At 61.4% G+C, this 21656-nt stretch carries 14 protein-coding genes; 11 read left to right on the forward strand and 3 right to left on the reverse strand.

Going from position 1 to position 21656, the window contains the following annotated elements:
• The first annotated feature begins 66 nt into the window (after window positions 1-66).
• The gene (gene metH, locus KI242_RS19140; protein ID WP_212805452.1) at window positions 67-3777 is read left to right on the forward strand and encodes a methionine synthase; all 3711 of its coding nucleotides are present in this window, start codon (window positions 67-69) and stop codon (window positions 3775-3777) included.
• A gap of 139 nt (window positions 3778-3916) precedes the next feature.
• Window positions 3917-4138, forward strand: a complete 222-nt coding sequence (locus KI242_RS19145; RefSeq protein ID WP_015636084.1) for a DUF2970 domain-containing protein — start codon at window positions 3917-3919, stop codon at window positions 4136-4138.
• Window positions 4139-4145: 7 nt separating this feature from the next.
• Here KI242_RS19145 and KI242_RS19150 read toward each other — a convergent pair whose 3' ends face one another.
• The gene (locus KI242_RS19150; protein WP_011061940.1) at window positions 4146-5231 is read right to left on the reverse strand and encodes an ABC transporter substrate-binding protein; all 1086 of its coding nucleotides are present in this window, start codon (window positions 5229-5231) and stop codon (window positions 4146-4148) included.
• A gap of 596 nt (window positions 5232-5827) precedes the next feature.
• Here KI242_RS19150 and KI242_RS19155 point away from each other — a divergent pair.
• Window positions 5828-7486, forward strand: a complete 1659-nt coding sequence (locus KI242_RS19155; protein ID WP_011061941.1) for a nitrite/sulfite reductase — start codon at window positions 5828-5830, stop codon at window positions 7484-7486.
• On the forward strand, window positions 7470-7964 hold the full coding sequence (locus tag KI242_RS19160; protein ID WP_011061942.1) for a DUF934 domain-containing protein: 495 nt from the start codon (window positions 7470-7472) through the stop codon (window positions 7962-7964). Before KI242_RS19155 ends, KI242_RS19160 begins: the two co-directional genes overlap by 17 nt.
• Window positions 7965-8275: 311 nt before the next feature.
• On the opposite strand, the gene sohB is transcribed toward KI242_RS19160, so the two are convergent.
• On the reverse strand, window positions 8276-9310 hold the full coding sequence (sohB, locus tag KI242_RS19165; protein ID WP_053159294.1) for a protease SohB: 1035 nt from the start codon (window positions 9308-9310) through the stop codon (window positions 8276-8278).
• A 203-nt stretch (window positions 9311-9513) separates the two neighbouring features.
• Between sohB and KI242_RS19170 the strand changes: the two genes are divergently transcribed.
• The 4 genes from KI242_RS19170 (at window position 9514) to KI242_RS19185 (ending at window position 16047) form a co-directional block, all read left to right on the forward strand.
• Window positions 9514-10224: a histidine phosphatase family protein gene (locus KI242_RS19170; protein WP_019094330.1), complete on the forward strand. Its 711-nt coding sequence runs from the start codon at window positions 9514-9516 to the stop codon at window positions 10222-10224.
• A gap of 51 nt (window positions 10225-10275) precedes the next feature.
• Complete coding sequence (locus tag KI242_RS19175; protein ID WP_011061945.1) at window positions 10276-10590, forward strand: SCP2 sterol-binding domain-containing protein; 315 nt, start codon at window positions 10276-10278, stop codon at window positions 10588-10590.
• A gap of 261 nt (window positions 10591-10851) precedes the next feature.
• A complete protein-coding gene (locus KI242_RS19180) occupies window positions 10852-12579 on the forward strand; it encodes a hydrogenase maturation protein (protein ID WP_053152498.1) in 1728 nt (575 codons plus the stop codon).
• A 186-nt stretch (window positions 12580-12765) separates the two neighbouring features.
• A complete protein-coding gene (locus KI242_RS19185) occupies window positions 12766-16047 on the forward strand; it encodes an AAA family ATPase (RefSeq protein ID WP_212805453.1) in 3282 nt (1093 codons plus the stop codon).
• On the opposite strand, the gene KI242_RS19190 is transcribed toward KI242_RS19185, so the two are convergent.
• A complete protein-coding gene (locus KI242_RS19190; RefSeq protein WP_212805454.1) occupies window positions 16038-18665 on the reverse strand; it encodes a glucosidase in 2628 nt (875 codons plus the stop codon). The genes KI242_RS19185 and KI242_RS19190 overlap by 10 nt on opposite strands.
• A gap of 200 nt (window positions 18666-18865) precedes the next feature.
• Here KI242_RS19190 and KI242_RS19195 point away from each other — a divergent pair, with 200 nt between their 5' ends.
• The 3 genes from KI242_RS19195 (at window position 18866) to KI242_RS19205 (ending at window position 21615) form a co-directional block, all read left to right on the forward strand.
• Window positions 18866-19141, forward strand: a complete 276-nt coding sequence (locus KI242_RS19195) for a hypothetical protein (RefSeq protein WP_169893492.1) — start codon at window positions 18866-18868, stop codon at window positions 19139-19141.
• A gap of 398 nt (window positions 19142-19539) precedes the next feature.
• Complete coding sequence (locus KI242_RS19200) at window positions 19540-20310, forward strand: FCD domain-containing protein (protein ID WP_011061949.1); 771 nt, start codon at window positions 19540-19542, stop codon at window positions 20308-20310.
• Between the two features lie 102 nt (window positions 20311-20412).
• Window positions 20413-21615 carry an ABC transporter substrate-binding protein gene (locus KI242_RS19205; RefSeq protein ID WP_019094326.1) on the forward strand — a complete coding sequence of 401 codons (1203 nt, stop codon included), beginning with the start codon at window positions 20413-20415 and terminating at the stop codon, window positions 21613-21615.
• Window positions 21616-21656: the final 41 nt, after the last annotated feature.

Here is a 21656-nt window from a genome sequence, read left to right on the forward strand (position 1 = left end):
TGCCGCAAAACCATGCAGGTTTGCTATGATCGCCGCCCTTCGTAATGGCCTTACCAGGTAGTTCTCATGTCCGATCGCAGTGCTCGCCTCCACGCCCTCCAGCAAGCCCTCAAAGAGCGCATTCTGATTCTCGATGGCGGCATGGGCACCATGATCCAGAGCTACAAGCTCGAAGAACATGACTACCGTGGCAAGCGCTTCGCCGACTGGCCCAGCGACGTCAAGGGCAACAACGACCTGTTGGTGATCACCCGTCCGGACGTGATCGGTGGCATCGAAAAAGCCTATCTGGATGCCGGCGCCGACATCCTGGAAACCAACACCTTCAACGCCACGCGCATTTCCATGGCCGATTACGGCATGGAAGAACTGGCCTACGAATTAAACGTAGAGGGCGCACGCCTGGCGCGCAAGATCGCCGACGCCAAGACCCAGGAGACCCCGGACAAGCCACGTTTCGTCGCCGGCGTCCTGGGACCGACCAGCCGTACCTGCTCGCTGTCGCCCGACGTCAACAACCCCGGCTACCGCAACGTCACCTTCGATGAACTGGTGGAAAACTACACCGAGGCCACCAAGGGCCTGATCGAAGGCGGTGCCGACCTGATCCTGATCGAGACCATCTTCGACACCTTGAACGCCAAGGCGGCGATCTTCGCCGTACAGGGCGTGTTCGAAGAACTGGGCGTCGAGCTGCCGATCATGATTTCCGGGACCATCACCGATGCCTCCGGTCGTACCCTGTCGGGCCAGACCACCGAGGCCTTCTGGAACTCCGTGGCCCACGCCAAGCCGATCTCGGTGGGCCTGAACTGCGCCCTGGGCGCCAGCGAACTGCGCCCGTACCTGGAAGAGCTGTCGAACAAGGCCAGCACCCACGTCTCGGCGCACCCCAATGCCGGCCTGCCCAACGAATTCGGCGAATACGACGAACTGCCGGAACAAACCGCCAAGGTCATCGAGGAATTCGCCCAGAGCGGCTTCCTGAATATCGTCGGCGGCTGCTGCGGCACCACCCCGGGGCATATCGGCGCCATCGCCAAAGCCGTGGCCGGTTATGCCCCGCGACAGATCCCGGACATTCCCAAGGCCTGCCGCCTGTCGGGCCTGGAGCCCTTCACCATCGATCGCAGCTCGCTGTTCGTGAACGTCGGTGAACGCACCAACATCACCGGCTCGGCCAAGTTCGCCCGGCTGATCCGCGAGGACAACTACACCGAGGCCCTGGAAGTCGCCCTGCAGCAGGTGGAAGCCGGCGCCCAGGTGATCGACATCAACATGGATGAAGGGATGCTGGATTCGAAGAAGGCCATGGTGACCTTCCTCAATCTGATCGCCGGCGAGCCGGACATCTCCCGCGTACCGATCATGATCGACTCCTCCAAGTGGGAAGTGATCGAAGCCGGCCTCAAGTGCATCCAGGGCAAGGGCATCGTCAACTCCATCAGCATGAAGGAAGGCGTCGAGCAGTTCATTCACCACGCCAAACTGTGCAAGCGCTACGGCGCCGCCGTGGTGGTAATGGCCTTCGACGAGGTCGGCCAGGCCGACACCGAGGCGCGCAAGAAGGAAATCTGCAAGCGCTCCTACGACATCCTGGTCAATGAAGTGGGCTTCCCGCCGGAAGACATCATCTTCGACCCGAACATCTTCGCCGTGGCCACCGGCATCGAGGAACACAACAACTACGCCGTTGATTTCATCAACGCCTGCGCCTACATCCGCGACGAGCTGCCCTATGCCCTGAGCTCCGGCGGTGTGTCCAACGTGTCGTTCTCGTTCCGCGGCAACAACCCGGTGCGCGAGGCGATCCACTCGGTGTTCCTGCTGTACGCGATCCGCAACGGCCTGACCATGGGCATCGTCAACGCTGGCCAGCTGGAGATCTACGATCAGATCCCGCAGCAGTTGCGCGATGCCGTGGAAGACGTGGTACTCAACCGCACACCCAATGGCACCGATGCCCTGCTGGCCATCGCCGACCAGTTCAAGGGCGATGGCAGCGTCAAGGAAGCCGAAACCGAGGAATGGCGTAGCTGGGAGGTCAACAAACGCCTGGAACACGCGCTGGTCAAGGGCATCACCAGCCATATCGTCGAAGACACCGAAGAGTCGCGCCTGAGCTTCAGCCGCCCGATCGAGGTGATCGAAGGCCCGCTGATGTCCGGCATGAACGTGGTCGGCGACCTGTTCGGCGCCGGCAAGATGTTCCTGCCCCAGGTGGTTAAATCCGCCCGGGTCATGAAACAGGCGGTGGCCCACCTGATTCCCTTCATCGAGCTGGAAAAAGGCGACAAGCCGGAAGCCAAGGGCAAGATCCTCATGGCCACGGTCAAGGGCGACGTGCACGACATCGGCAAGAACATCGTCGGCGTGGTCCTGGGCTGCAACGGCTACGACATCGTCGACCTCGGGGTGATGGTGCCGGCGGAGAAGATCCTCCAGGTGGCCAAGGAGCAGAAGTGCGACATCATCGGCCTGTCCGGGCTGATCACCCCGTCCCTGGACGAGATGGTCCACGTCGCCCGCGAGATGCAGCGCCAGGATTTCCACCTGCCGCTGATGATCGGTGGCGCCACCACCTCCAAGGCCCACACCGCGGTGAAGATCGAGCCTAAATACAGCAATGACGCGGTGGTCTACGTCACCGACGCCTCCCGCGCGGTGGGCGTGGCCACCCAATTGCTGTCCAAGGAACTCAAGGCCGGCTTCGTGCAGAAGACCCGCGAGGAATACGTGGAAGTGCGCGAGCGCACCGCCAACCGCAGCGCCCGCACCGAGCGCCTGAGCTACCCGGCGGCCATCGCCAAGAAGCCGCAGTTCGACTGGAGCAGCTACCAGCCGGTCAAACCGACCTTCACCGGCGCCCGGGTGCTGGACAACATCGACCTCAAGGTGCTGGCCGAATACATCGACTGGACGCCGTTCTTCATCTCCTGGGACCTGGCCGGCAAGTTCCCGCGCATCCTCGAAGACGAAGTGGTGGGCGAAGCTGCCACCGCGCTGTACAAAGACGCCCGGGAGATGCTCGACAAGCTGATCAACGAAAAGCTGATCAGCGCCCGCGCCGTGTTCGGTTTCTGGCCGGCCAACCAGGTGCAGGACGACGACCTGGAAGTCTACGGCGATGACGGCCAGCCCCTGGCGCGCCTGCACCACCTGCGTCAGCAGATCATCAAGACCGATGGCAAGCCGAACTTCTCCCTGGCCGACTTCGTCGCGCCCAAGGACAGCGGCGTCACCGACTACGTCGGCGGCTTCATCACCACCGCCGGAATCGGCGCCGAAGAAGTGGCCAAGGCCTACCAGGATGCCGGCGACGACTACAACTCGATCATGGTCAAGGCCCTGGCCGACCGCCTGGCCGAAGCCTGCGCCGAGTGGCTGCACCAGCAGGTGCGCAAGGAGTACTGGGGTTATGCCAAGGACGAACAACTGGACAACGAGGCGCTGATCAAGGAGCAGTACAGCGGCATCCGCCCTGCCCCGGGCTACCCGGCCTGCCCGGACCACACCGAGAAGAGCACCCTGTTCGCCCTGCTTGACCCCGAGGCCAGCGAAGGCCGTGCCGGCCGTAGCGGCGTGTTCCTTACCGAGCATTTCGCCATGTTCCCGGCGGCCGCCGTCAGCGGCTGGTACTTCGCTCACCCGCAGGCGCAGTACTTCGCCGTGGGCAAGGTCGACCAGGACCAGGTCCAGAGCTACACCGAGCGCAAGGGCCAGGACCTGGCCGTGAGCGAACGCTGGCTGGCACCGAACCTGGGCTACGACAACTGACCCAGACGCGGTAGGAGCCGGCTTGCCGGCGAAGGCGGTCCCCGGGGCCTCTTCGCTGGCAAGCCCATTCCTGCAACCGCCCGCCACCCCGGGCGGCATTGTCTATGCTCTGTTGACACCCAATCGTGTCGAGGGATTTATGGACGATCCAAGCAAGGACAATCAGCCTCCGACCTTCCTGCAGATGCTGCAAAGCGTGCTGGCCGCCGCCTTCGGCGTACAGAGCGGGAAGAACCGCGCCCGCGACTTCAGCCACGGCAAGCCCAGCCACTTCATCGTGCTGGGCATTCTGTTCACCACCCTGTTTGTTCTGGTGCTGCTGGGCATCGCCAACCTGGCGATGCACCTGGCGGGGGTCTGAAGCGGCGTCAGCGCAGCAACAGCTGCAAACCGAAGGGATAGCGGTAGCTGTCCGGCTTGCCTTGGGCGGACAGCCCGCGAAAATCGACCCTGGTGCCCACCTGATCCCCCAGGCGCAACAACTGCCGGGCCTGGGCCGGGGTCAATGCCTGGAACAGCGACAGCTGCCAATCCGGCCCGCCCAGGCGCCGGGCGTCCAGCCCCAGGGCATCATCGTGCAACGCCACCAGGGCCCAGCCCCCCAGGGTGAAGTGCCCCGCCTCCAGCACCGACAACTTGCCGTCGATCAGGGCCTGCAAGGCCTCGGGCGAACTGTTGACTCCACTGAACAGCAGATCCGTTCCCGGCTTGCGGCCCAGTTCCCGGGCCGCTTGCATGGCCCCCAGGGCCATTTCGTCATTGGCCGACCAGACCAGTTGGGTTTTCGGATAGCGCTTGAGCAACTGTTGCGCCTGGCGGTAGGCGCGCTCCCGGTTCCATTCGCCATAGACCAACTGACGCAAATGCACCTGCGGATGTTCGGCCAGGGCCCGGCGCAAGCCGCGCTCGCGCAACTGCGCCGCAGGCGTGACCTTGAGCCCAGAAAATGCAAGCAGTTCGATGCCGTGCCCTGCCGGGACCGGCCCAAGCTTGTGCAGCAGCTCCTTGAGCATGCGGTAGCCGGCTTCCTCATCGTCGCCCACCATGCTGCCGATCCAGTCCGAATAGTTCTGCCGGCTCTGCCCGATCAGTTCCCGCTGGTCCAGGGTCAAAGGGCTGTTGACGATAAACAGCTTGATCCCGGAACCCTGGGACAGACGCAGGATCTGCGGAGCCACGTACTGTTCGTTCACCAGCATCAGGTAATCGGGTTTGTCGCGGCCCTGGAACAGCTCCCGGGCCTGCTGCAGAGTGTTCTGCGGATCGCGCTCAGCATAGAGGATGCGCAGGTCAAGCCCCAGGTCCCGGGCCGCGGCCTGCATGAACTGCGAATAACTGACCCAGAAGGTCTCCGTGGAATTGCCGGGATTGAGAAACACCACCGATGTGGCATGAGCGACCGCCCAGAACGGCAGACTCAGGCACAACAGCCACTTGCACAGACGCTTGAACATTACGAGAAGAGCCCCAGAATTTCGCCCAGGCAGTATAACTGGCAAAGTGCTGGCCAACGGCGGCAAATTGTCATGATTGTCCGACAATTCAGGCTCTTTTTTATCGCTCGACTACTGGTGACTGACCCAGAACACGGCCGTACCCACGACCAGTATGATCAGAAAGAGAATGGCCCAAGCATCAACGCTACTGTCACTTTTCCTTACTTTGGTTGGATGGCTCATAGCATCGCCTCTAGTAGATTTTGTCGGTGACTGCTCAAAGACTCGTCCACAGTTAAGACCAGGATTGCCCCTACCACAAATGGGGTTACTCTCACGCCCCTACCGTTAGTCGTTTTGGTTCTGTGCATATACTCAAACATCACTTTTGCGCATAACCGCAAACTGGTATCGTTCGGCGGCTCCGTTGGGAGTGCGCGGCCGTGCGCGCAGATTTGCTTACATGGGTGGCGTGAAGCGTGAACGAAGGCAAGACGAGGTGAGACCGGCGAAAACCGCGCTGGACGCCAGTCCGAGCAGCGTACCGAAGCCGTTCACCGCAGTATTTGCCAAGTGCGCTTGAGCGCCGCCTGTAGCCTGAGAACTGGACCTATATGTACGTATACGACGAGTACGATCAGCGGATCATCGAGGACCGCGTCAAGCAGTTCCGTGATCAGACCCGACGCTATCTGGCAGGCGAGCTGAGCGAAGAAGAATTCCGCCCCCTGCGCCTGCAGAATGGCCTTTATATCCAACGTTTTGCCCCGATGCTGCGGGTCGCCGTGCCTTACGGCCAACTGACCTCGCGCCAAGCGCGGATGATGGCCAAGATTGCCCGCGACTACGACAAGGGCTACGCGCACATCAGTACCCGGCAGAACGTGCAGTTCAACTGGCCGGCCCTGGAAGACATCCCGGACATCCTCGCCGAACTGGCCACCGTGCAGATGCACGCGATCCAGACCAGCGGCAACTGCCTGCGCAACGTCACCACCGACCAGTTCGCCGGTGTTGCCGCCGACGAGCTGATCGACCCGCGCCCCTGGTGCGAGATCGTCCGCCAGTGGACCACCTTCCACCCGGAATTTGCCTACCTGCCGCGCAAGTTCAAGATCGCCATCAACGGCTCGACCTCTGACCGCGCGGCCATCGAAGTCCATGACATCGGCCTTGAGCCTGTGTACAACGCCGCCGGTGAGCTGGGTTTCCGCGTGCTGGTGGGTGGCGGCCTGGGCCGTACCCCGGTGGTCGGTGCCTTCATCAACGAGTTCCTGCCCTGGCAGGACCTGCTGAGCTACCTCGACGCCATCCTGCGGGTCTACAACCGCTACGGCCGGCGTGACAACAAGTACAAGGCGCGGATCAAGATCCTGGTCAAGGCCCTGACCCCTGAAGTGTTCGCCGAGAAGGTCGAGGCCGAGATGGCCCACCTGCGTGGCGGCCAGACCACCCTGACCGATGCCGAAGTGCATCGCGTGGCCAAGCACTTCGTCGACCCGGACTACAAGACCCTGAGCAACCAAGACGCCGAACTGGCCGCCCTGGACCAGCAGCACCCGGGCTTTGCCCGCTGGCGCACGCGCAACACCCTGGCCCACAAGAAGCCGGGCTACGTGGCCGTGACCCTGTCGCTCAAGCCCACCGGCGTAGCGCCGGGAGACGTTACCGACAAGCAGTTCGACGCCATCGCCGACCTGGCCGACCGTTACAGTTTCGGCCAGCTGCGCACCTCCCACGAGCAGAACATCATTCTCGCCGACGTCGAGCAGAGCCAACTGTTCACCCTGTGGGGCGAGTTGCGGGAGAACGGCTTCGCCACGCCGAACATCGGCCTCTTGACCGACATCATCTGCTGCCCGGGCGGCGACTTCTGCTCCCTGGCCAACGCCAAGTCGATCCCGATCGCCGAATCCATCCAGCGCCGTTTCGACGACCTGGACTACCTGTTCGACATCGGCGAACTGGACCTGAACATCTCCGGTTGCATGAACGCCTGCGGCCACCACCACGTGGGCCACATCGGCATCCTCGGGGTGGACAAGAAAGGCGAGGAGTTCTACCAGGTGTCCCTGGGTGGCAGCGCCAGCCGCGACGCCAGCCTGGGCAAGATCCTCGGCCCGTCCTTCGCCCAGGACGACATGCCCGACGTGATCTCGAAGCTGATCGACGTGTACGTGGAACAACGTACCGAAGACGAACGCTTCATCGACACCTATCAACGTATTGGCATCGACCTCTTCAAGGAGCGCGTCTATGCAGCGAATCATTAAGAACAACGAGGTCATCGACGAAACCTGGCACCTGCTGCCCAAGGACGCGACCCTCGACGGCATTTCCAACTGCGACGACCTGATCGTGCCACTGGCCCTGTGGCGCGAGCATGCTCACGCCCTCAAGGCCCGCGATGGCGGCCTGGGTGTATGGCTGGATGCGGACGAAGAAGCCGAGGAAATCGGTGACGACGTCGAGCAGTTCCAGGTGATTGCCCTGAACTTCCCGGCCTTCACCGATGGCCGCAACTACTCCAACGCCCGCCTGCTGCGTGACCGCTACGGCTACAAGGGCGAGTTGCGAGCGATTGGCGACGTGTTGCGCGACCAGCTGTTCTACCTGCACCGCTGCGGCTTCGACGCCTATGCACTGCGGGCCGACAAGGACCCCTACGAAGCCTTGGAAAGCCTCAAGGACTTCTCGGTGACCTACCAGGCCGCCACCGACGAACCGCTGCCGCTGTTCCGTCGCCGCTAAGCCCTGGCGCCAACAAAAAGCCCTGAACCGGGAAACCGGTTCAGGGCTTTTTTGTGCAGACCTGCCACTCTCACCGTAGGAGCCGGCTTGCCGGCGAAGAGGCCCTCGGGCCTTGTGCAAATCTTGCGATCGCCTTCGCTGGCAAGCCAGCTCCTACAGCAGACGCCCGCAAACGACACACTCCTGTAGGAGCCGGCTTGCCGGCGAAAAGGCCCTCAGGCCTTGTACAAATCTTGCAACCGCCTTCGCTGGCAAGCCAGCTCCTACAAAGCCAGCTCCTACAAAAAGCCAGCGCCTACAAGGCCGGGGGGTTACCAGAAGCGCTGCTGGGTCAGACGGCTCCACCAGGTCAGCAACACGCGATCGATGGAACCACTGGCCGCCAAGCCTACGCGCTCCTGCAGGCTCTTACGCTCGGCATAGTGCAGGTGGAAAACCTCGGCATTCTTGGCCTTGTCGGCCAGGTACTCATCGCTGGTCTGCAGCTCGTCCACCAGCAGTTTTTCCTGCGCCGCCACGCCCAGCCAGACTTCACCAGTGGCCACTTCATCAATGGCCAATTGCGGGCGATAGCGGGACACAAAGTTCTTGAACAGTTGATGGGTCACGTCCAGGTCTTCCTGGAACTTCTCCCGGCCCTTCTCGGTGTTTTCACCAAATACCGTCAGGGTGCGCTTGTACTCACCGGCGGTGAGCACTTCAAAATCGATGTCGTGCTTCTTCAGCAGGCGGTTGACGTTGGGCAACTGGGCCACCACGCCAATGGAACCGAGGATGGCGAACGGCGCGCTGATAATCTTTTCACCGATGCAGGCCATCATGTAGCCGCCGCTGGCCGCTACCTTGTCGATGCACACCGTCAGCGGCACGCCAGCCTGGCGGATACGCGCCAGCTGCGACGAAGCCAGCCCGTAGCTGTGGACCATGCCGCCACCGCTCTCCAGGCGCAGCACCACTTCATCCTTGGGCGTTGCCAGGCTCAGCAGGGCAGTGATTTCATGGCGCAGCCCTTCGGTGGCCGAAGCCTTGATGTCGCCATTGAAGTCCAGCACGAAGACCCGGGGCTTGGCCTCGGCCGGCTGTTTCTTGTGCTTCTTCTGGCTCTTTTCGCTCTTGCTCTTGGCCTTGCGCAGGGCCTTGAGCTGATCCTTGTCCAGCAGGCTCTGCTCCAGGCGCTCGCGCAGTTCCTTGTAGAAATCATTCAGCTTGCTGACCTGCAACTGCCCCACACCCTTGCGCCGCCCCTTGCTGCGCAGCGCAGCGGCGGTGATCAGCACCACCAGGATGGCGACCACCAGGGTCACGGTCTTGGCCAGGAAACTGGCATATTCGGCGATAAACTCCACAGGGACTCCTCAAACATGGACCGCTGCCAACGAGCGGCGTAATGGGCTAAAGCATACCGGCGCGACTGGTCGGCCACCAGTCGGGAAACCTTGTGTAACCAAGCTCCAACAATCATTTCAAACAAGCGTATGTTTTTTCATTGACAGCTCACCGGCATCCTCATAACCTCGCAAAACTTTCAACGTACCGGGATGACGCGGACGTGGGCAGCATCTACTTGATTCGACATGGCCAGGCCTCCTTCGGTGCAGACGACTACGACGTGCTGTCGGCCACTGGCGTGCGCCAGGCGGCGGTGCTCGGCGAACACCTGGCAGCGCTGGGCATCGGCTTCGATCGCTGTCTGTCCGGCGATCTGCGGCGCCAGCAGCACACCGCCCAGGCCGCTCTGGAACAGATGAGCGCCGCAGGCTTTGACAGCCCGGCCCTGGAAATAGATTCCGCCTTCAACGAATTCGATGCCGACGCCATCATCCGCGCCCTGCTGCCCGACCTGCTGCCCCAGGAACCCGAAGCCCTGAACATCCTGCGCAACGCCGCGCAGAACCGCGGTGAGTTCCAGCGTATCTTCGCCCTGATCATCCAGCGCTGGCTGGCCGGCACCTACGACCCGCCGGGCCTGGAAAGCTGGCTGGGTTTTGTCGAACGCGTCCAGGGCGGCCTGCAACGGATTCTCGAAGCAGCCAACAACCAGCAGAAGATCGCCGTGTTCACCTCCGGCGGCACCATAACCGCCCTGCTCCACCTGATTACCCGGATGCCCGCCCAGCAGGCTTTCGAACTCAATTGGCAAATCGTCAACACCTCGCTCAACCAGCTGAAGTTCCGCGGTCGCGAGGTGTCCCTGGCTTCCTTCAACGGTCATGCCCATCTGCAACTGTTGAAGGCCCCGGAGCTCATCACCTTCCGTTGAGCCCGGCTTACTGTGACCCTTGCTGTAACCACCCCATAAAAGGATCGAACCATGACCTCCGTAGCTGACGCCGTACAAGCCATGCAAGCCAAGTTCAACCCAGCTGCCGCTGCCGGCCTGGACCTGGTTTTCGGTTTCCGCATCGATGACTCCAAGCACTTCTCGCTGGTCGTCAAGGACAGCACCTGCGAACTCAAGGAAGGCGAGAACCCGGACGCCCAGGTCACCCTGGTGATGGACGGCGAGACCCTGGACGGCATCGTCAGCGGCGAGACCGACGGCATGCAAGCCTTCATGGGCGGCAAGCTGCGCGCCGAAGGCGACATGATGCTGGCCATGAAACTGAGCGAGCTGTTCCCAGCCTAAGACCGCGCAAGGTCCGGCTGTACCCGAATCCCGCCCCTGTGGCGGGATTCGTCGTTTCTGGCTGCCGCAACCGCTCTGGCCCGTGCCTTTGCCCTGAATCAATACCGCTGGGCGGCTGGCATTTCAGGCGAGACGCTTGATTGATCTCGGTCAGTTCCCACCCCGCAACGCCCCTCTACTCTTGCGCCTTCCATCGCGGCCAGGGACGGCTCAGCCGGAGCCACCTGCCATACCGCCATCACTCACGGAAGAGTCTGCATTATGCGATCACTGAAGATCATCCTGCTGTCTACCGCCTTCAACGGCCTGACCCAACGCGCCTGGCTCGACCTGCGCCAGGCCGGCCACCGCCCCAGCGTGGTGCTGTTCACCAGCGAAGAAGAGGTCTGCCGGCAGATCGAAGAGGCCGAGGCCGACCTGGTGATCTGCCCGTTCCTCAAGGACCGGGTCCCCCAGCAACTGTGGAGCCATCCCAAGCGCCCGGTGGTGATCATCCACCCGGGTATCGTCGGCGACCGTGGGGCCAGCGCCCTGGACTGGGCCATCAGCAAGGAACTCAAGCGCTGGGGCGTCACCGCGTTGCAGGCGGTGGAAGAAATGGACGCCGGGCCGATCTGGTCGACCCACGAATTCAACCTGCCCGCCGGGCTGCGCAAGTCCGAGCTGTACAACGGCCTGGTGAGCGACGCGGCGATTCACTGTATCCGCGACGTGGTGGAGAAATTCCGCAACGGCTACACCCCCCAGCCCCTGGACTACGACAAACCCTCGGTCCTCGGGCGCCTGCAACCGAACATGAAGCAATCCGACCGCACCTTCAGCTGGCACGACAGCGCCCAGTTCATCAAGCGCAGCATCGATGCCGCCGACGGTCAGCCCGGCGTCCTGGCCAGCCTCGCCGGCGGCCAGTACTACGTCTACGACGCCCACCTGGATTCACGCACCGGCATGCCCGGGCAACTGCTGGCGGTGCACGACGACGCAGTACTGGTGGCCTGTGGCGATCACAGCGTGTGGATCGGCTCCCTGCGCCAGAAGCCCCAGCCTGGCGAAGAAACCTTCAAGCGCCCCGCCCGCCACGTGCTCGGCGAGCGCCTGGCCGATGTCCCGGTGCTGGACTGGTCGGTGGCCAACAGCCCGTTCAGCACCGAGGCCTACCAACCTATCCGCTACCGCGAAACGGGCAAGGTCGGCGAACTGACCTTCGAGTTCTACAACGGCGCCATGAGCACCGAGCAGTGCCAGCGCCTGGTCAGCGCCCTGCGCTGGGCCAAGGCTCGGGACACCCAGGTGCTGCTGGTGCGTGGCGGCCGCGGCGCCTTCAGCAACGGCGTGCACCTCAACGTGATCCAGGCCGCCGAAGTACCGGGCCTGGAGGCCTGGGCCAATATCCAGGCCATCGACGACGTCTGCCTGGAACTGCTCACCGCCCGCCAACTGGTGGTCAGCGGCCTGACCGGCAATGCCGGCGCCGGCGGCCTGATGCTGGCCCTGGCCGCGGACGTGGTCCTGGCCCGCGCCGACACCGTGTACAACCCCCACTACAAGAGCATGGGCCTGTACGGCTCCGAGTACTGGACCTACAGCCTGCCCCGCACCGTCGGCCAGGCCATGGCCAAGCAGTTGACCGAAGCCTGCCTGCCCATCAGCGCCCTCCAGGCCCTGCAGATGGGCATGGTCCAGGAAATCGGCCCGCGCTGCCCGGACGAGTTCGGCCTGTGGCTGCTGCAACGGGCCAACGGCGTTCTCAACGACCCGCGCTACCAGCACCTGCGCCAGCGCAAGCTGGATGCCGACCCGCAACTGATGCAGCACTGCCGCAACGCCGAGCTGGAAGAGATGCACATGGACATGGTGCAGAACCGCAAGGGCTTCGCCGAGAAGTGCAGCAACTTCGTCTACAAGCGCAAGACCTGCTGCACCCCGGAGCGGTTGATCGAAGCCTGGGCGCTGCCGCAGCCCGCCACTTTGATCGTCCGATCAGCCTAGCCGTCGGATCTGCTCGTCCACTCACGCCACGCAGCCGCAAAGGCTGCGTGGCGTGCGGTCACATGAAACGCAACACAAACACCACCAGCAACAGCCAATGGTTCAGCGACTCTGATGCGCATTGAGCCCCATGATCTTGCGTAGCTATGCTAGCGTCTATCAACTTCCTTCTACCTGCTCAAAACTATGCCAACCCAAAACAAACTGCATTGGCTGCATCTGTCAGATATCCACTTTCATAAAAATACCGCCTGGTCCGATAACCACACCCACAGCAGGCTGCTGAGTTTCTTGGAGCGCAAGTTCCAAGCCAACGATCTGCCAAAGCCGCAGTTGATTTTCTGCACCGGCGATATCGCATTTGGGCAGACAGCGGATTGTCCAATGGCCGAGCAGTACCAGCCGGCAAAGCAGTTCTTCGATCAGTTGCTGGCTCTTTGCGGCCTGGAGCGGGATCGACTGTTCGTGGTACCCGGCAATCATGATGTGAACCGCAAGAAAGTACTCCAGGGCCAACAGCGTCACCTGTGGGAAATGGCCAAAAACCCCGTGCAGTACACCCGGGAAATCAGTTCCCGATTTGCCAGCCTGTCTGCAGAGTTCAAAGAGGACATGCGGCGAATGGAGGACTATGGCGTCTTTGTCGCCGAGTACCTGCCGCATCAGCATGATCCCGTGCGACACCTCTACGCGCGGCAGGTCACGGTGAATGGCATCAAGGTCGGAATTGCAGGCTTCAACTCCGCATGGAGCTGCTTCAACGACAGCGATAAAGGGCAGATGTGGCTGGGAGCAGAATGGCAGTTCAACCACATGCATGGAGCCCTGGAAGGCGCAGACCTGAAAATCGGTCTAATTCATCATCCCCGAGACTGGTTCAATCAGGCCGAAACCCAGATCATCAAACAGCGCAAGGCCCATGACTTCCAGTTCTGGTTGCATGGACATAGCCATAATCCCTGGCTCGAGCCTGGGCAACGGTTGATCAAGCTGGAAGCAGGCGCCATTGGTGCCGATACCGATGACCAGTTCGGCTTCAATCTTGTCAGTCTCGACCTGCAACAGGGCAGCGGAGTCGCCCATCTGTTCGAATACAAGAACGGCTGGAAGGTACAAACGGTTGCCGATATGGCGGAAGACGGGCATTGGCACTTCAAGCATTCGGCCCTGGTAGCTCCGAGCTCAGAGGTTTCGGACAGCACGGAAACGCCGCCATTGCCCACCCCGGAAAATCCTCCAGCTGAAGAATCTCCAAAGCCGACGGAGTTATTCGGTCGTGACAAGCTGATCGCCAGTCTCACCACAGCACTCAAGGAAAAGCCTTGCATTGCGCTGCACGGTCTTAGTGGTAACGGCAAGACCACGCTGATTAAAGCACTGCACCGGCAAGCAGCATTTCAAAGAACCGTTTTTGTAGATATTCATTCAAGCCGTCAGATGACCGCCGGCGAACTGTTTCGTCGTTTGCTGGACGCACTGAGTAACCGACGTGAAGATCCACAGCCACCCAGTGGAAGCGTCGAGGAACAGGCGAAAGAGCTCAAACGACTGTATCCCCATGCCCAGACTGCGTTCATCTGGATCAATGGCGCCCATTTGCTGTTTGAAAATGCGCAATGGCGTAACCCACAGATTCACACGCTGCTAGCAGCCTTGAGGCAAGCCTTTCCTGACTGGCGGTGGGCCTATGAGCTCAGCGAAAAGCCGGAAGAAGGCAGCTTCGGTCGCGATTGCACGATACAGGAAATACCAGGACTCGACCGGGCAGGTCTCGCAGCCCTTCTGGCAGCCAGGGCTCCCAATGAAAAAAAAGCCGAATGGACTTATACCGGCAATAACTTGAAAGCGCTCTACCAGTGGCTAGGTGGCGGTCAAGGAGGCACCGCCCATACCTTGGCAATCGAATTGCTCGCCACAATCGCGATAGAAAGGAAAAGCTCGCCCTTGGCGGTCTACCAAAACCTTCGCCAGGAAGTCATCGAACGCCTGGATGAAAAGCTGCTGAGCATTATTCACGATGAAGTACTCAGTGGTGCCGAGCAGCAATTGCTGAAGGTACTAGCCCTCTACCGCAACTCAATTCCACAGGACCATGCCGACTATCTTGAAGACCGTCTTTGTATCAAAGACGCTTGGCAAAACTTGAGAAGGCGTGGCCTGCTTCCTCTCGACAACAACAAAGACCACTACCTTCATGGATTCATCGCCAGTTGGACGCGGCAAAAAAAAATGGCGATCAAAGACGCAGAGCTCACTCCCGACTACGCAGAAAACATTCCGGAGAATGTAGCGCAAATGCATCTATTGATCGCCCAATGCTGGCAACGTCAGATCGGTCGTCAGAAAGAGCAAATCAATTTCCAACGTGCCAATGAAACCTTTTACCACCTGCTATGTTGCAACGAACTGGGAAACATCGAGGAGTGGATCGATCACCTGGTCGGAAAGGATACAGGCTGGAGCAACGAAGCTCTTTGGGCCATCTACCACCGTCGTCGCAATGCCAATGAGTCGATTGAAAGGCAGCAGGAAGTCTTGCAGCTACTGACCAACATTCATCCTCGCGAACACATGGCACAGCGCTTCCTTGGCGAATGCCTGCAGAAGACCAAGGGCAAAAGCTGCAACGAAGCCTTACAGGCTTTCGAACGTGCGCTGGAGCTCAGCCCACAATTCCCGCCCTATCTGGCCAATCTCGGCAAACTCCTTCTGGGTCGAGGCAAAAGTGGCGCTGAGGAGTTCCTGCGACGCCTTGAGGAGCACCAAGAAGCCTACCCGGAAGCAATCGACCACCACGTTCAGTCCATCCAGAATCGCTGCCAGCAGCTGGTAGGGGATGAGAATGAGGCAGCACTTCAACGCCGCCAAGCCATAAACAATGGCAGCAAAAACCCAGCTTTCTACAACGAAGAAGCCAGATACCAGTTGGAACAATGCAATGATGCCAACGAGGCACTGCGCCTATTGGATCTTGCCGACAAACACCAGTGCTCCAACGATTACAGCATTACCCTTCGGGGCAAAGTGCTAGAGAAACTAGATCGTGCCGCAGAAGCCTCCGATCAACGTCGTCAGGTTATCGACAGTGGCAGCAAGAACACCGTGATCTATAACGACGAAGCCCAATACCAATTGGACCAATGCAATGACGCTGAAGAAGCTCTGCGCATTTTGGATCTTGCTAACAAACACCAGTGCATCCCTGATAACTACATCGAGAACATTCGTGGCAAGGTGCTTGAGAAATTGAATCGTGGCACAGAAGCTTCCTCGTTACGAATGACCAGAATCAAAGCAGGCACTCGCGATCCGGTGCTATACGCAGATGAAGCGAGCTACCAAATGGAGAAGCTGAACAATCCTGAGGAAGCCCTACGTCTGCTGGATCTAGCTTGCATGCACAACTGCGACAATCACGTCACTCAGAACATTCGGCGCACAGCATTGCTGCGTAAAAATCAGCGCTGAAGCAGCAACGCCACCAGCGCCGTCCAGCCGGTCTGGTGGCTAGCCCCCAGGCCGCGCCCGGTTTCGCCATGGAAGTATTCATGGAATAGCACCAGCTCGCGGTCCTCGGCCTCCACCTGCAACTGCGGGTAGCCGCTCATGGACGGCCTGCGCCCGTCCTCGTCCAGCAGAAACAGTCGCGTCAGGCGCTGGCTCAAGCCGTCGGCCACTTCCTCCAGGGACGCCAGATACCCGGAGCCCCGCGGGTACTCCACCGAGAAGTTGACGTCGTAATAGCGGTGAAACTCGCGCAGGGATTCGATCAGCATGTAGTTGATCGGCATCCACAACGGCCCGCGCCAGTTGGAGTTGCCGCCGTACAACCGTGAATCGGACTCCGCCGGCTCGTAGCGGGCGCACAACTGCTTGCCGTCCACCTGCATGGCGAACGGCTGCTCGAAGGCCTTGGACAGGGAGCGGATACCGAAGTCCGAGAGGAACTCGCTTTCATCGAGCATGCGCTTGAGCAGGTCCTTGGTGCGTTCGCCGCGCAACAGCGCCAGGAGCATGCGGTTGCCCTTGCCCGGCTCGTACCAGCGCGACACCAGGCTCGCCAGGTCCGGACGATGATGCAAAAAACCCAGCAGACGTTGAGCCAGTCCCAGCAGGTTCTGGTGCTCGTGCTGCTCCAGCACCTGCACCGCGAACAGCGGCATCAGGCCGACGATGGAGCGCAGGCGCAGCGGCTCGTTCTGCCCATCAGGGCGGTGCAGCACGTCGTAGAAAAACTGGTCCTGTTCATCCCACAACCCTTCGGCGCTTTCATCCACCCGGTTGATGGCACCGGCGATATACAGGAAGTGCTCGAAGAACTTCACCGCAATGTCCACGTACACCCCATTGCGCTTGGCCAGCTCCAGGGCGATGCGCATCAGGTCCAGGGCATAGGCCGCGACCCAGGCCGTACCGTCGGCCTGATCCAGGGTGAAGCCATCAGGCAACGGTGCGGAACGATCGAACAGGGCAATATTGTCCAGGCCGAGAAAGCCGCCCTGGAACAGGTTGCGACCCTCGGCGTCCTTGCGGTTGACCCACCAGGAAAAATTCAGCAGCAACTTGTGGAAAATGCGTTCGAGAAAATCCAGGTCACCCACGCCAGTCAGGGACTTTTCCTGCTGATAGACCCGCCAGCAGGCCCAGGCGTGTACCGGCGGATTGGCGTCGTCGAAGCGCCACTCGTAGGCCGGCAACTGACCGTTGGGGTGCATGAAGCGGTCTTTCACCAGCAGCAATAACTGCTGCTTGGCAAAGCCGGGATCGATCAGGGCAAAGGCCACTGCCTGGAACCCCAGATCCCAGGAGGCATACCAGGGGTACTCCCAGGTATCGGGCATGGAAACGATGTCGCAGTTGGACAGATGGCGCCAATGGGTATTGCGCAGGTGCTCGCGCTCCGTCGGCGGTGCCGGCTGCCCGGGATCACCATCGAGCCACTGGTTGACGTCGAAGTAATACAGCTGCTTGGACCACAGCAGCCCGGCCAGGGCCTGACGCTGCACGTTGCGCGCATCAGCGCTTTCTATGCCCTGCTGCAGCGCCGCGTAGAACTCATCGGCCTCGCGCCGGCGCTGCTCGAACAGGTGGCGGGCGCTGACCGGTTCGCTACCGGCCGGGGCAAAGCGCAGGAACAGGCGCTTGCTCTCGCCGCCCGCCAGATCCAGGACGAAGTGCGCCGCCACCCGGGTGCCGCCATCGAAACTCACCGCACTGGCCTGTCCATCCACCAGGTAGTCGTTGAAACCATCCTTGAACGGCCCGGGTGACGCCAGCCCGTCCAGCTTGGGGAAATTGCTGTCGTTGTTGCAGAACAGCCACTGGCAGGGCTCGGCCCCCCAGGCGGTGATCTGCCGCTCGGGCAGTTGCCCATGCCGCGCCAGCACCTTGTCGCCCTCCAGGCGCAGGCTCGGCCGCGGTGCGTCGCCGCCCCAGCTCCAGGTGTTGCGCGCCCAGACCTGGGGCAGCACCCGCAGCCGCGCCGGCTGGTGGAAGCGGTTGTGCACGGTGATGAGCATGAAAATGTCATCGGCCGTGTGCTTGGCGTATTCCACCGTCACATCGAAGTAGCGGTTGTCCTCGAAGACCCCGGTATCGAGGATCTCGTACTCGGTGTCGTTCAGGCCGCGACGGGCGTTTTCCGCCACCAGGTCGGCATAGGGGAAAGCCGCCTGGGGGTACTTGTAGAGCATGCGCATATAGGCATGGCTGGGCACGCCGTCGAGGTAGAAGTACAGCTCCTTGACGTCCTCGCCATGATTGCCCTCGGCGTTGTTCAGGCCGAACAGACGCTCCTTGAGAATGCTGTCGTGTTCATTCCACAGCGCCAGCCCCAGGCACCAGTGCTGGGCCTTGTCGGAGAACCCTGCCAGCCCGTCCTCGCCCCAGCGGTAGGCGCGGCTGCGGGCATGTTCGTGGGGGAAGTAGCTCCAGGCATCGCCATCGGCGCTGTAATCCTCGCGCACCGTGCCCCACTGCCGTTCACTCAGGTACGGCCCCCACTGGCGCCAGTGCTCGCCCTCACTGCCTTGCAGGCGCCGGCCCTCAACCGTATCGAGAATGCTGGTGGTGGATTTTGCCGGCATCGGGGAGTGTCCTTGACCATGGAGGTGACTTGCAGTGTAGGAGCAGCCCGTCTCGCTGCCCCGTGACAAATGTTTCACGGTACGAAGGCCCGAGGTGCCTAAAAACCCACGAGGCATCCGGGCCAGAGCCATTACGGCTAAATTTTTCGCCCCTGGCTCGTTATAATCGGCAACCCTTTTATGGCAATGCGGATTCAATGATGTTCAGTTGCAAAGCGTTTTTCCCGGGCGCACTGCTCGCGGCAGCCTTCTCGACCCAGGCTGAAGGCCTTGACCTGAGCTACCCGCAGCCCCCGTTACCGGCCACCCCCATCCAGACCCCGGCGCCCCAGAGCGACATGCCCACCTTCAAACTGCAATTCAAGCCAGGCATCAGCTACGAGCACCATTGCAGCGGCCAATGCACCTACGAAACCAATATCGACCAGTTGCACGACCGCGAAACCCGCCACAGTTCAATCATCGACTTCGACTGAGCCCGGCCATTAAACCTGCGACGCGCTTGATCCACACTCGCGCTCCTGAGTCCTACAGCAAACTCAGGAAGTCCTGCCCTGCCGGCGAAGTGGCCCGCAGCCTTGTGCAAGCCTTGCGACCGCCTTCGCTGGCAAGCCAGCTCCTACACAAGCGTCCGGCATCGCGCAAAATTCCGTAGGGACCGGCCTGCAGGCGAAGAGGCCCTGAGGCCTTGTGCAAACCTTGAAGCCAGCTCCTGCGGGTTTCGTGAGGGTTGGACGGGGGTGGAGGCCGCTCGGTTATCCAGCTACGACCCCTCAACACCAAAAACGACACCCCCTGACCCCAGGCGGTTGACGCGCCGCCCTCATCTCTATTTATTACTATTTATCCGCATTAATACGATAAATAGCCGCCCATGCTGAAACGCCCCGTTCGCCGCAAACGCCAGAAGCTTTCCGACGTGATTGTCGAGTCGGTGAAGCGTTCCATCGTCACCGATGCCCTGCGCCCCGGGGATCGCTTGCCCACCGAGAAGGAGTTGATGGAAAGCTTCCAATGCTCCAAGGGCTCGGCCCGGGAGGCGCTCAAGGCGCTGGAGGTGGAGGGGCTGGTCAACACTCGCACCGGGCCAAACGGCGGCGCCTACCTGAACCAGGCCGGCACCGAGCCAGCCAGCCGCGCGCTGCGCAACTACCTGCACTTTCAGCACATGGACGGCGAGCAGGTCTATCAGCTGCGCAAGGTGATCGAGGTGGAGCTGGCGGTGTCGGTGATCGGGCGCTTGAGCGAGGCAGATTTCAAGGCCCTGCAGGACAACATCGACTTCTGCAGCCACCCCGAGGACAGCGAGGCCGGTCAGCGCGAGCAGCGTATCGCCGAGCTGGAGTTCCACAATTTGCTGGGGCGGGCCTGCCCCAACCCGCTGCTGAGTTTCATGGCGCAGTTTCTCAACGATTTGCTGCGCGACCTGGTGGTGCTGAAGAAGGCCTACAAGCCCAAGCGCAAGCAGTTCGACGCCGCCAACCTGGATTACCACAAACGCTTGCTGCTGGCCTTGCGCGCCGAAGATGAACGCGCAGTACGCCAGCTGATGCACGAGCACATGTGCGACGCCGAGCACCACATGACCGCCCTGGAAGGCGAAGTCACCCAGCACTTCCTGCTGGAGTTCGACCACCACCGATAGCGCCCGCCGTCCACCGCTTTGCCAATAACAAGCCTGAACACAGGCTGCTACGTCGATTCGCCATTGCCACTCCTGCCAATAACTAAACCAGGGAGTTACCCCATGCAGCGTCGTACGTTGTTGAAAGCCGGTCTGGCCGTTAGCGGTGCCCTCAGCCTCGGGCTGGGGGTGCGCAACGCCTTTGCCGCCGAACCCTTTACCTTTTACGGTTTGAAGTCGATGTCCGGCGCCTTTGCCAGCTACGGCAAGTTCGCCGACATGGGCTCGCGCCTCGCAGTGGAGCAGTACCCGACCCTGCTGGGGCGACCGCTGCACTACAAGGTGATCGACACCGAGGGCAACGCCGGCAAGGCGGTGCGCCGGGTCCAGGAGGCGATTGCCCAGGACGGCGCGCGGTTCTTCCAGGGCTGCACCCTGTCGTCTTCGGCGCTGGCAGTGGCCAAGGAGGTGGGTAAGGTCGGCGGGGTGTTCATGACCCCGGTGGGCGCCGATGAGGTCACTGGCAAGGACTGCAATGCCTCGACCTTTCGCTGGTCGGTGCCAACCTACGGCGCCATCCGCGAAACCATGGTGCCGCTGATCAAGTTGCTGCCCGAGGCCAAGCGCTGGTACACCATCACCCCGCAATACGTGTTCGGCGAAGCCTTGCTGGAAGGGGCGAAGCAGGTGTGTGCCGAACACGGCATCGAGCACATCGGCAACAGCTACCACTCCTTGCAGGAGCAGGAGTTCTCCGGCTACCTGACCAACGCCATCGCCGCCCGCCCTGATGTGCTGGTGCTGTTGAACTTCGGCAGCCAGTCATCCAACGCCCTGCGCCAGGCGGTGAACTTCGGCATCAAGGAACGCATGAAGGTGCTGCTGGTATGGTCCGCCGGGCTCGACCAGTTCCAGGAGCTGGGCAGCGACGTCTTGGAAGGCGTCTACCTCGGCGCGCAGTACTGGCATCAGGTGGACACCCCGCTCAATCGCGAACTGGTGAAGCTGACCCAGGCCAAATACGGCATCAACCCCACCTACCCGCTGGCCGCCGACTACATCGGCAGCAAGATCATCCTCGACACCATTGCCGCCACCGGCAGTTTTGACGGCGCTACCGTGGCCAAGGCCATGCAGGGCCTGACCTACCAGGGCCCCACCGGCGAGGAGAGCATCCGCGCCGGCGACCATCAGGTGATCAAGGATTACTACCTGCTGGTGGGCAAGGCCGCCGCCACGATGCGCGACAAGGACGACCTGGCCGAAGTGCTCAGCGCCGGTCGCTCGTTCCCGGATGTCAGCACCACCGGCTGCGCCCTGGCCTGACGCTCGACACTTCTATCGCTGGCTACAGGCAGCGGGCTCCG

The organism is Pseudomonas sp. Eqa60 (assembly GCF_018326405.1).
Classification (GTDB): domain Bacteria; phylum Pseudomonadota; class Gammaproteobacteria; order Pseudomonadales; family Pseudomonadaceae; genus Aquipseudomonas; species Aquipseudomonas protegens.

Bases quoted from the DNA above. Each gene is read 5' to 3' on its own strand.
- metH (WP_212805452.1), top strand. From the start codon at position 67: ATGTCCGATCGCAGTGCTCGCCTCCACGCCCTCCAGCAAGCCCTCAAA.
- KI242_RS19145 (WP_015636084.1), top strand. From the start codon at position 3,917: ATGGACGATCCAAGCAAGGACAATCAGCCTCCGACCTTCCTGCAGATG.
- KI242_RS19150 (WP_011061940.1), bottom strand. From the start codon at position 5,231: ATGTTCAAGCGTCTGTGCAAGTGGCTGTTGTGCCTGAGTCTGCCGTTC.
- KI242_RS19155 (WP_011061941.1), top strand. From the start codon at position 5,828: ATGTACGTATACGACGAGTACGATCAGCGGATCATCGAGGACCGCGTC.
- KI242_RS19160 (WP_011061942.1), top strand. From the start codon at position 7,470: ATGCAGCGAATCATTAAGAACAACGAGGTCATCGACGAAACCTGGCAC.
- KI242_RS19175 (WP_011061945.1), top strand. From the start codon at position 10,276: ATGACCTCCGTAGCTGACGCCGTACAAGCCATGCAAGCCAAGTTCAAC.
- KI242_RS19180 (WP_053152498.1), top strand. From the start codon at position 10,852: ATGCGATCACTGAAGATCATCCTGCTGTCTACCGCCTTCAACGGCCTG.
- KI242_RS19185 (WP_212805453.1), top strand. From the start codon at position 12,766: ATGCCAACCCAAAACAAACTGCATTGGCTGCATCTGTCAGATATCCAC.
- KI242_RS19190 (WP_212805454.1), bottom strand. From the start codon at position 18,665: ATGCCGGCAAAATCCACCACCAGCATTCTCGATACGGTTGAGGGCCGG.
- KI242_RS19195 (WP_169893492.1), top strand. From the start codon at position 18,866: ATGTTCAGTTGCAAAGCGTTTTTCCCGGGCGCACTGCTCGCGGCAGCC.
- KI242_RS19200 (WP_011061949.1), top strand. From the start codon at position 19,540: ATGCTGAAACGCCCCGTTCGCCGCAAACGCCAGAAGCTTTCCGACGTG.
- KI242_RS19205 (WP_019094326.1), top strand. From the start codon at position 20,413: ATGCAGCGTCGTACGTTGTTGAAAGCCGGTCTGGCCGTTAGCGGTGCC.